Genomic DNA, 10,999 nt, shown 5'->3' with positions numbered 1-10,999 from the left:
CTATAATGAAGCGTCTCTTCACTACTCTTGTTTTTTTGCTGTGTACGCTAAGTTTGTGCCAAGCACAAAACGAGGTTGACAATCCTTCCATTTCCATAGCCATGATTGCATCAGATATGGATGCGTCCTACGATTTTTATACCAATATCATCGGTATGGTCGAAACCGGAGGTTTCGGTATCGATGCATCTTTTGGTGAAAAATCAGGTTTGACCGGTGGAACTCCATATGATGTCAAAATTTTAAAACTCTTGGATGACCCCCACTCCACGGAATTCAAGTTAGCTTCATTCGGCAATCCAAAAGAGGAATCCGGTAAGGTTATCCAGGACAAAAACGGTGTGCGTTACATAACCATTTATCTAAAGTCCACGGCTGAAGTATTGCAGCGAATCAAAGATAGCAACATTGAAACCCTGGGCGATACACCCATACAACTGTCAGATGGCAGAAACTTTATACTAATCCAAGACCCTGATGGGTTGTTCATTGAGCTCATCGGAAAATAAATCATACCCATGAAAAAGTTTTACGTACTGCTATTTAGCCTTCTAAGCATATCGGTTCTTACTGCGCAAACAGATGCACGTTTATATGATATCATCAATTCCGTTTCTGCTGAGCGCATTGAAAATGATGTGACCAAATTGGTCAGTTTTGGCACACGGCACACCTTAAGCGATACTATCTCCCAAACCCGTGGTATTGGCGCTGCTCGGCGTTGGATAAAATCAGAATTTGAAACCATTTCCAAAGCATGCAACAACTGTTTGGAGGTCTTCTATCAAAAAGATTTCATCAAAAAAGGGGACAACGACCGAATCGTTAAGGATGTTTGGATTGTGAATGTAGTCGCCATTAAACGTGGCTCCAAGTATCCAAACCGGTTTATCATCATGAGTGGGGATATCGATTCTAGGGTGAGCGACCCCACAAATTTCACTTCGGACTCTCCCGGAGCAAACGACAACGCCAGTGGCATGGCTGGTACTATTGAAGCCGCACGTGTTCTTTCCAAATATGATTTTGAAAGCAGCATTATCTTTGTGGGCCTTTCAGGAGAAGAACAAGGACTATATGGCGGTAAAGGATTGGCAGCCTATGCCAAAAAAAACAACTGGGATATTGTTGGTATCCTCAACAACGATATGATTGGAAACATTACCGGGGTTGATGGTGTGGTAAGCAATCGCGACTTCCGTATTTTTTCGGAACCTGTTCCCCCCACCGAAACCGAAGAAGAACGGAATGCTCGTCGGTTTTATGGCGGTGAGGTAGATGGTATTTCCCGGCAATTGGCACGCTATGTTTACAAAACTACCAAAACCTACATGCCAGAAATGAATCCCATGCTCATTTATCGTTTAGACCGTTTTGGCCGTGGTGGACATCACAGACCCTTCAATGATGCAGGGTTTGCTGGTATTCGCATCATGGAAGCCCATGAGAACTATACCCAACAACATCAGGACATTCGGGTGGAGGACGGTATTGCTTATGGTGATGTACTTGAACATGTAAACTTTGAATATGCCAAAAAACTTACTTCGGTAAATGCTATTTCACTTGCGTCCATAGCGTGGGCTCCCCCTGCTCCAGAAACTGTTGAAATTGGCGGTATTGTTGAACCTAATGCCAAACTTAGATGGAGTAAAGTAGATAGTGCCATGGGATATAAGATTTATTGGAGGGACACCACCTCCCCTACTTGGGATAATTTTAGGTATGTGGGCGATGTTACCGAACATACTTTAGAGGGCATTGTCATTGATAATTTTTTCTTTGGGGTAGCTGCCGTTGGCAAAGACGGACATGAAAGTCCAGTGGTGTTTCCAAACAAAGTTTTTAGATAATTTGTCACTTCGAGCTGTCATCCTGAGCGCAATCGAAGGAGACGTCGAGAAGTCTAATTGATTATATATGAAGAAACAGTTTACGCTAGTTGCATTTGTGCTTGGGCTATGCACCCTATCAGCCCAAAACTTTACACGCCAAGATACACTTAGAGGAAGTATCACCCCAGAACGGGAATGGTGGGATTTAAACTATTACGATCTTCATGTAAAGGTAGAACCCGAAAAAGAGTTCATTTCAGGGCATAATGTGGTTCGATATGAGGTACTGGAGGCGTCAGATGTGCTTCAGATTGATTTACAAGAACCCATGCAAATCACTTCTGTGACCCAAGATGGCAAAAAATTGAAATTCACCTCCGAAGGTGCTGCCCATTTTATCAAATTAAAGAAAAATCAGGTACCCGGAGAATTCAATGAAATCAAGATTGAATATTCAGGCAACCCCAGAAAAGCAGTTAGGGCACCTTGGGATGGCGGTTTTTCATGGAAAAAAGACGCTAAAGGCAATCCTTTTGTGGCTACATCCTGCCAAGGACTTGGCGCCAGTGTTTGGTGGCCCAATAAAGACCACATGTACGATGAGGTGGACAGCATGCGCATCAACGTAACGGTTCCCAAAGATCTAATGGATGTTTCCAACGGAAAATTGGAAGGTGTGGATGAACATGGAGATTACAAAACCTATCACTGGTTCGTGGCCAATCCCATCAACAACTATGGCGTAAATGTGAATATAGGCAACTATGTTCATTTTGGTGAAAAGTATGAAGGTGAAAAGGGAACCTTAGATCTAGATTACTACGTGCTTCCCGAAAATCTTGAAAAAGCAAAGGAGCAGTTTGTTCAAGTACCTATGATGCTACAAGCTTTTGAGCATTGGTTTGGCCCCTACCCTTTTTATGAAGATGGGTTCAAACTAGTGGAAGTTCCCTATTTGGGTATGGAGCACCAAAGTTCCGTCACTTACGGAAACCAATATACCAACGGTTATTTGGGAAGAGACTTGTCAGGCACCGGTTGGGGCTTAAAATTTGATTTTATCATCATCCATGAAGCAGGTCATGAGTGGTTTGCCAACAACATTACCTATAAAGACATTGCAGACATGTGGATTCACGAAGGATTCACAGCGTATTCCGAAAACCTGTACTTGGATTATCATTTTGGCACAATAGCCTCATCTGAATATGTTGTGGGAACCAAAGCCAACATACAAAACGATATTCCCATTATTGGACCTTATGATGTAAACACCAGTGGTTCTGGGGACATGTACTACAAGGGGGCCAATATCTTACATACGCTGCGACAATTAATTGAAGATGACGATTTATGGCGCACTATTCTTCGCGGGTTGAACGCTGATTTTTATCACCAAACAGTGACCACAAAACAAATAGAAGATTATCTCAGTGAAAAAACAGGAAAGGACTTAACGGCCTTCTTCAACCAATATCTTAGGACCGTTATGATTCCCAAATTGGAATATAAACTGGAAGGTAACACCATCACCTATCGCTATGTGGATGTGGTTGAGGATTTTGATATGCCCATTCGTGTCTTTCTTGGAGAAAAGGAGCATTGGCTTTTTCCCAATTCCGAATGGAAAACCGAAAAACTGGCAAATGACAAGCTGAAATTTGATAAAAACTTTTTGATAGAAACCGAAAAAATCTGATTTGGACCATCTTCCTGAACATTACTTTAAAAATGATGCAGAATGGCGCGAGTGGCTCCATGAAAACCACGATACTTCCAATGGCATACATCTTATTTTTTATAAGGTGGAGCATCACAAAGAAAGTATGCGATGGGAAGAAGCCGTACGTGTAGCCTTATGCTATGGCTGGATAGATAGCACGGTAAAAAGCTTGGGCAATGGCAAACGACGACAATATTTCTGTCCCAGAAAACCCACAAGCGTTTGGAGCAAGGTCAATAAAAACCACATCAAAGAGTTAAAATCCAATGGATTAATGCATAAAAGTGGACTGGAAGCCATAAAGGTGGCCAAGAAGAACGGTTCATGGGAGGCCTTGGACGACGTGGAAAACGGGGTGGTTCCCAAAGAACTCCAAAAAGCATTGAAAGCGAATAAAACCGCACTTGAAAACTTTGAAAATTTCACCCATGGACAGCGGAAAAGTTATCTCTATTGGCTAAATCAGGCCAAACGGGAAGAAACCCGACAAAAACGAGTTCAAGAAATCGTGGACTTGGCCGCCCAAAACGTAAAATACCGAAACCAAAGATGAGCACCCTCCTAAAAAAAGTAACGCTACTTGCTTTCCTTTTTATCCTGACCTCATGTCAGGAAAAAGAAACCATCCCAGTTGATTTGGCCCTTATGAATGCCAATGTCATCGACCTTGAATCTGGGAAAGTAACCGTTAAAAATATTTATATCTCCAAAGGAGAAATCAAAACCATGGAGGATGTTGGTGCTGAGACCACATACAAAGCAGATTCATCGATTGACGCAACCGAAAAATACCTCCTTCCCGGTTTTTGGGACAATCACATCCACTTACGCGGAGGCGACTCGTTGATTGCCAATAATAAAAACTTTCTAAAACTCTTTATTGCAAATGGCATTACCACCGTGAGGGACGCTGGGGGCGATTTAACCGCCTCGGTCATGGAATGGAAAAAACAGATTGCAAATGAGGACTTGGTAGGCCCTACCATTTTTACGGCAGGGCCAAAAATTGACGGTCCCAACTCAACTTGGGCCGGCTCCCTTGTCGTGGAAAAGGAAGAAGATATTCCCGTTGCCTTGGATTCCCTCCAAGCCCTGAATGTTGATTTTGTAAAATTATATGACAGTCGATTTTCAGGAGACCTTTATGTAAAGACCATAAAAGAAATTGAAAAAAGAGGTCTTACCGTTTCAGGCCATATGCCATTTACGGTCACTCTCAATGAAACAGTGGATGCGGGGATGGATGCCATCGAACATTTGTACTATATCATGAAAGGTTGTGCCAGCAATGAGGAAGAAGTGACCGAAAAGATGAAAAGCGGCGAAATGGGCTTTTGGGATGCCATGCCCTCTTTACAAGAGGGATATACGGACAGTACCGCTCAGGCAATATTTCAAAAATTGAAGCAAAAAGAAGTTTTTGTGGTGCCCACCCTTCATATTGGGAAAACCTTGAGCTATTTGGACGAGATGGACCATACCAACGACCCTTACCTAAAATATATAGGGCAAGGAATCATTAAAACTTATGAAGGTCGCATTCAAAGTGCCATGCGTGCTTCCGAAGAAGCTCGAAAAAATAGAAAGGAATTGGACAGTTTTTTTGGTCGGTTGACAAAATCCCTGAATACTGCCGATGTGGGCCTTTTGGCCGGCTCGGATTGCGGAGCTTTCAATTCCTATATCTATCCTGGAATTTCATTGCACAAGGAACTGGCTGCAATGGTTGCAAAAGGAATCTCACCTTTAGATGCGCTACGCACCTCTGCCTACAATGGTGCTCGATTTTTAGACCAGTCTGACTCGTATGGAAGTATTTCTCAAGGAAAAGTTTCCGATTTGGTGCTGTTGGATGGCAATCCTTTGGAAGACATATCGGAAACCGAAAATATTCATACGGTCATCAAGGGAAATCAAGTCTTTGGTAAAAAGCAACTTAAAGAACTATTGGAAAGCGCCGTAATGGATTAAAATAAAAGTTATGTCAGACCAAACCCTTCAGAAAAAACCGAATCATATCAAATATTGGGGTTTTATCCTGCTGTTTTTTTGGGGTGTTCTCAGTAACGCTCAATATATATTGGTGCCTGACCGTGTTTTTGATGGGGAAGAAATCCATTCCGACTGGATAGTGGCCGTAAATGAAAACAAAATTGTCTATGCAGGACCAGAAACTGGTCTAAAACGTGTCAATGCCTATCAACGAAAAGAGTTAAAGGGTATGACGCTATTACCGGGCATTATTGAAGGGCACTCGCATATTCTTCTCCATCCCTACAATGAAACGGAATGGAACGATCAAGTTCTAAAGGAATCCTCAGCAGAAAGGGCTGTGCGAGCAACCGTTCATGCCAAAAAATCACTCATGGCCGGGGTAACCACCATGCGGGATTTAGGTTCAGAAGGTGCTGGCTATACCGATGTGTACATCAAAAAAACCATTGATGACGGAATCATTCCCGGTCCCCGATTATTGGTTGCCGGACCTGCCATTGTGGCCACAGGAGCCTATGGTCCAAAAGGGTTTCACGAAGGTGTCACCGTGCCGCTTGGAGCAATTCCGGTCAGTGGCGAGGCAGAAGCGATTAAGGAAGTCCGCAATCAGATGGGTGGTGGCGCCAACCTCATTAAAATCTATGCCGATTACCGTTGGGGCAAGGATGAACCTTCACAAGCTACTTTTTTACAAAAAGAAATTGATGCTATGGTCGCTGCTGCCACAACCGCAGGTAGATATGTGGTAGCCCACGCCAGTACCCCAGAGGGAATGAAACGAGCCACGTTGGGTGGAGTGGAAACCATTGAGCACGGTGATGGCGGAACCTTAGAAATTTTCAAACTGATGAAAGAGCACAATGTGGCCCTCTGTCCCACTCTTGCTGCGGGTGATGCCATTGAACAATATAAAGGATGGTTGAAAGGCAAAGGGTCCGACCCTGATAGAATCGTGCAGAAGAAAAAATCCTTCAAATTGGCCCTGGAATCTGGAGTGGATATTGCTTTTGGTGGCGATGTCGGGGTGTTCACCCATGGCGAAAATTATAGGGAAATGGAACTCATGGTATCGTATGGTATGCAACCCCTAAACGTTTTGCAATCTGCAACTTCGGTAAATGCCCGCATATTTCATCTAAATGATTTGGGAAGGATTCAACCAGAATTCAAGGCTGATATCATCGCTGTGGAGGGAAATCCCATCGAGAATATCGCGCAAATGCGAAAGGTGAAATTTGTCATGAAAGACGGAGTCATCTACAAGGACGAATAGACTTCCATTAACATCCCTTTAAGAAATCCACTTTCGGTTTTTGGTATCTTTAGGCGACTAATTAACTCTTAGAATGAAAAAGCCTCTTTTCTTACTGATGCTTCTCGCATCGGTATCCCTATTTTCCCAAGAATTTTCAATGGACTTGCTCCAAGACCTAAAACCCAGAAACATCGGTCCTGCCGGAATGAGCGGGCGTGTTACCGCCATTGATGTACTTCATAGCAACCCAGACGTCATGTATGTGGGTACTGCTTCTGGAGGATTGTGGAAATCCACATCTGGTGGCGTTAAATGGGAACCTATTTTTGACAATGAAGTAACTGCCTCCATTGGAGCTGTGGCTATTCAACAATCCAATCCCTCCGTTATTTGGGTGGGAACGGGTGAAGGCAATCCCAGAAATAGTCTCAATGGTGGATACGGTGTCTACAAATCCTTGGATGGTGGTAAAACCTGGACATCCATGGGATTGGAAAAAACCCGACACATCCATCGGGTCCTTATAGACCCCACCAATCCAGATGTGGTTTATGTGGGTGCTATCGGTTCACCATGGGGTGAACACCCAGAACGCGGTGTTTTTAAGACCACAGATGGTGGAAAGACCTGGGAAAAGGTATTGTTCGTGAACAACAGAACAGGGGTGGCCGATTTGGTCATGGATTCTACCAATCCCAATAAATTAATTGCGGCCATGTGGGAACACAAACGCGACCCATGGTTCTTTAAATCCGGTGGAGAAGGTAGCGGATTGTACATGACCCATGATGGTGGTACTAGCTGGAAAAAAATTACCGAAGAAGACGGATTGCCCAAAGGTGAGCTGGGACGAATTGGTGTCGCCATCACCCGGAACCAACCCAATATTGTCTACGCTTTGGTTGAAGCAAAGAAAAATGCCCTTTACAAATCAACCGACGGTGGATTTAAATGGGAGAAAATCAATGATAAGAATGATATCGGCAACCGTCCCTTTTATTATTCCGAAATATATGTTGACCCCCAAAATGAAAATAGAGTCTACTCGGTTTTCACCTACATTAACGTCTCTGAGGATGGTGGTAAAAACTTTACCCAGTTAATGCCAGCTTATGTTGTAAGCAACGGTGTCCACCCAGACCATCACGCGTGGTGGATTCACCCCGAAAATGGTCAATTTATGTTGGATGGGAACGATGGTGGGCTCAACATTACCAAAAATGGTGGCAAAACTTGGCGTTTTATTGGGAATTTACCGGTGGCTCAATTTTATCATATCAGTACCGACAACGAATTTCCGTACAATGTGTATGGTGGCATGCAAGACAATGGTTCTTGGCGCGGACCTGCGTACGTCTGGAAAGCGCAGGGTATACGAAACAGCTATTGGCAAGAAATTGCCTTTGGCGATGGTTTTGATGTAGTTCCCGACCTGGATGATAGTCAATTTGGCTATGCCATGAGCCAGCAAGGTTATGTTAGCCGATACGATTGGATAACAGGGAACAACTACACCGTGCGGCCTACCCCGCCAGACCCGGATACCATGCTTCGCTTCAACTGGAATGCGGCCATTGGACAAGACCCTTTTGACAACAGTACGGTCTATTTTGGAAGTCAGTTTGTACATAAATCAACCGACAAAGGTCTGACTTGGGAAGTGATTTCTCCAGATTTAACGACTAATAACCCTGAAAAACAAAAACAAAGTGAAAGCGGTGGGCTCACCATGGATGCCACTGGAGCTGAAAATCATTGCACCATCATTGTCATTGAACCTTCCTTGGTTGAAAAGGATATGCTATGGGTAGGAACCGATGATGGCCGCGTACATTATACCCAAAATGGTGGAGCTTCATGGACCGAGGTAACCAATAACATAAAAGGTTTGCCAAAAGGCAGCTGGATACCTCAGATCAAAGCATCCCATAACAATAAGGGCGAAGCCTTGTTGATCGCCAATGATTACCGAAGGTTTAATTATACACCCTACGCCTTTCGAACCAAAGATTATGGAAAGACATGGACCCGAATTGTTGACCAAAATGATGTGGAGAGCTATACCCTTTCAATCATAGAAGACCCAGAAAATCCAAATTTGATGTTTTTGGGAACGGACGATGGCCTTTATGTTTCTTTGGATGCTGGAATTCAATGGCAAAAATGGAACAAAGACTTCCCAACGGTATCCACCAAGGATTTGGCCATTCATCCCAGAGAACAGGATTTGGTCATAGGAACTTTCGGAAGGGCTGCTTGGGTACTGGATGATATACGCCCACTTCGTGAATTAGCCGGCAACCCCAGTCTCTTGCAAAAAGAGGTAGCTCTTTTTAAAAGTCCCGATGCCTATTTGGCCTCCTATCAACAGCCCACAGGAAGTCGCTTTGGAGGTGATGCCCTCTACAATGGGGAGAACAGGGATTCTGGTGCTATGATTACCTATTACTTGAAAGAAGGAAACAAAAAAGACGCAGAACCTGAGAAGAAAGAGGAAGGTGATGAAGCCTCCAAAACGGAAGAAAAATCCAAGGAAAAAACCAAAGATTCCATCTTCTTTGAATTTTACGATAGGGATAGATTGATTCGAACCCTAAAATACAAGACCCCTGAAAAGCCTGGTTTTCATAGGGTGTATTGGAATTTGGATGAAAAAGGTCCCAATTCGCCATCACGGACCATCTCAAAAAGCAAAACAGAGTCTGGAGGAATCAATGTAAAACCAGGCACTTATAAAGTAAAAATCAACTATGGGGAAACATCTGACTCCACTTCAATAACCGTTAAAACAGACCCTAGGTTAAACACCTCAATGGCATCGATCAATGAAGTGTACGCTTTGGGCAAACGGTTGGAAAAGCACACCCAAACCGCCGCAGATGCCGTTGAGCAGTTGGTGGAAAGCAAAAATCTGGCTGAAAAGTATCAAAAAGAACTTAAAAACTTGGACAAAGAAAAATTCAAAGAACAGATTGAGGCTTCCAAAACCATAGCCCAACAAATCGATTCTGTGATTGCTCTGTATCTTGGAAAAGAGGACAAACGCCAAGGCATTACCCGAAACCCAGAACCTTCGGTTGTGTTGCGTTTAAATACAGCGGAATCCTACGTTAATTCAAGAAAAACAGGGATTACCAGTACAGAAACTAGATTAGTGGAGTTTGCTGAACAGGAACTAAAAAATGCCTTGGCCAAAACTAATTTGTTTTTTAGTGAGAAATGGAAGCCCTACCGGGAGTCCATGGAATCATTGGATTTGTCCCCTTTCAAAGAAACCGAAACCTTTAGTTTAGATTAATGAATAGAATATCAAAAAGTGTAACGACCCTTTTGGTCGTGTTGATTGTTACCATTGGAAATGCACAAAACAATGGAGAAGATGAAATGGGAGCTTGGTATATGTACTTTGGCGCCAACAAAATTGCGGAACGGTTCAGTATTCACACCGAGGCACAGTTTCGGTATTATAAGACCGCCAGCAATTTTAACCAACTCTTACTCAGAACCGGACTTAATTACCATATCAATCCCAATGCCATTGCCACTGGAGGGTATGCCTTTATTTCAACGGATGGCACATTTGAGGAATTTCCCGATGAAGTCAATAGTAAGGAACACCGGATTTTTCAGCAGTTTATTCTAAAAAACAAGGTATGGGAATTTCTCTTTGAGCATCGTTACCGATTGGAACAGCGCTTCCTCGATTTCGGTGATGCCACAGATACCCAGCACCGAGCGCGTTACCGTATTCAACTGACCTTGCCTTTGACCGATACGTTTTTCTTGAATTTTTATGACGAGTTGTTCATTAATCTGCAGGATGACCTGTTCGGTCAAAATCGACTTTATGGTGCTCTTGGCATAAACATATCGGGGAACAGTAGTGTTCAAGTGGGGTATTTGCGAAATCAATTTACCAATGCCGTTTATGACCGATTTCAAATCGGGCTCTTTTATAATCCTGATTTAAGGGGGCTCTTCAAAAAGAACAACGGGGATAGTGACTAAATTTTAAAGTCGCATGTGACGGATATCAAAATAATCCAATTCCAACTCAATGGTGGCATTGTATATTTTACGTAAAGACTTTACGTAATCCTTTTGATTGATATACCCCTTTAATTTATTTTGTTTTAACCGACGGTAGCCTTTACAAAAAGATTTTCGCTTTTTGCAATAAATCATAAAGTT

The 10,999-nt window shown here is 43.1% G+C and carries 8 protein-coding genes; all 8 read left to right on the top strand.

The genetic code is table 11. From position 1 onward, the window contains the following. Window positions 1–5 precede the first annotated feature (5 nt). The 8 genes from ACFOWS_RS06855 to ACFOWS_RS06820 all read left to right on the top strand — a co-directional run bounded on the left by ACFOWS_RS06855 (window position 6) and on the right by ACFOWS_RS06820 (window position 10,816). Complete coding sequence (locus ACFOWS_RS06855; RefSeq protein WP_379763194.1) at window positions 6–509, top strand: VOC family protein; 504 nt, start codon at window positions 6–8, stop codon at window positions 507–509. A 9-nt stretch (window positions 510–518) separates the two neighbouring features. Then, a complete protein-coding gene (locus ACFOWS_RS06850; RefSeq protein ID WP_379763193.1) occupies window positions 519–1,853 on the top strand; it encodes a M28 family metallopeptidase in 1,335 nt (444 codons plus the stop codon). Window positions 1,854–1,920: 67 nt separating this feature from the next. Continuing rightward, complete coding sequence (locus ACFOWS_RS06845) at window positions 1,921–3,534, top strand: M1 family metallopeptidase (protein WP_379763192.1); 1,614 nt, start codon at window positions 1,921–1,923, stop codon at window positions 3,532–3,534. A gap of 1 nt (window position 3,535) precedes the next feature. Further along, entirely contained in the window at window positions 3,536–4,111 is a 576-nt protein-coding gene (locus ACFOWS_RS06840) for a YdeI/OmpD-associated family protein (protein ID WP_379763191.1), read from the top strand. Beyond that, a complete protein-coding gene (locus tag ACFOWS_RS06835; RefSeq protein ID WP_379763190.1) occupies window positions 4,108–5,529 on the top strand; it encodes an amidohydrolase family protein in 1,422 nt (473 codons plus the stop codon). Before ACFOWS_RS06840 ends, ACFOWS_RS06835 begins: the two co-directional genes overlap by 4 nt. A 10-nt stretch (window positions 5,530–5,539) precedes the next feature. After that, complete coding sequence (locus ACFOWS_RS06830) at window positions 5,540–6,826, top strand: metal-dependent hydrolase family protein (RefSeq protein ID WP_379763189.1); 1,287 nt, start codon at window positions 5,540–5,542, stop codon at window positions 6,824–6,826. Between the two features lie 73 nt (window positions 6,827–6,899). Continuing rightward, window positions 6,900–10,106 (top strand): VPS10 domain-containing protein, encoded by a 3,207-nt coding sequence (locus tag ACFOWS_RS06825; RefSeq protein ID WP_379763188.1) that lies wholly within the window; start codon window positions 6,900–6,902, stop codon window positions 10,104–10,106. After that, window positions 10,106–10,816, top strand: coding sequence for a DUF2490 domain-containing protein (locus tag ACFOWS_RS06820; protein WP_379763187.1), 711 nt, complete (start codon window positions 10,106–10,108; stop codon window positions 10,814–10,816). The genes ACFOWS_RS06825 and ACFOWS_RS06820 overlap by 1 nt, the downstream gene beginning before the upstream one ends. The last annotated feature ends 183 nt before the right edge of the window (window positions 10,817–10,999 follow it).

Source organism: Flagellimonas marina (assembly GCF_042651185.1).
GTDB classification, from domain to species: domain Bacteria; phylum Bacteroidota; class Bacteroidia; order Flavobacteriales; family Flavobacteriaceae; genus Flagellimonas; species Flagellimonas marina.
The sequence above is the reverse complement of the archived record's forward strand: the minus strand, read 5'-3'. Positions and strand labels throughout refer to the sequence as shown.

Coding starts and splice junctions, on each gene's coding strand:
- ACFOWS_RS06830 (WP_379763189.1), top strand. CDS start 5,540: ATGTCAGACCAAACCCTTCAGAAAAAACCGAATCATATCAAATATTGG.
- ACFOWS_RS06820 (WP_379763187.1), top strand. CDS start 10,106: ATGAATAGAATATCAAAAAGTGTAACGACCCTTTTGGTCGTGTTGATT.
- ACFOWS_RS06835 (WP_379763190.1), top strand. CDS start 4,108: ATGAGCACCCTCCTAAAAAAAGTAACGCTACTTGCTTTCCTTTTTATC.
- ACFOWS_RS06855 (WP_379763194.1), top strand. CDS start 6: ATGAAGCGTCTCTTCACTACTCTTGTTTTTTTGCTGTGTACGCTAAGT.
- ACFOWS_RS06825 (WP_379763188.1), top strand. CDS start 6,900: ATGAAAAAGCCTCTTTTCTTACTGATGCTTCTCGCATCGGTATCCCTA.
- ACFOWS_RS06845 (WP_379763192.1), top strand. CDS start 1,921: ATGAAGAAACAGTTTACGCTAGTTGCATTTGTGCTTGGGCTATGCACC.
- ACFOWS_RS06850 (WP_379763193.1), top strand. CDS start 519: ATGAAAAAGTTTTACGTACTGCTATTTAGCCTTCTAAGCATATCGGTT.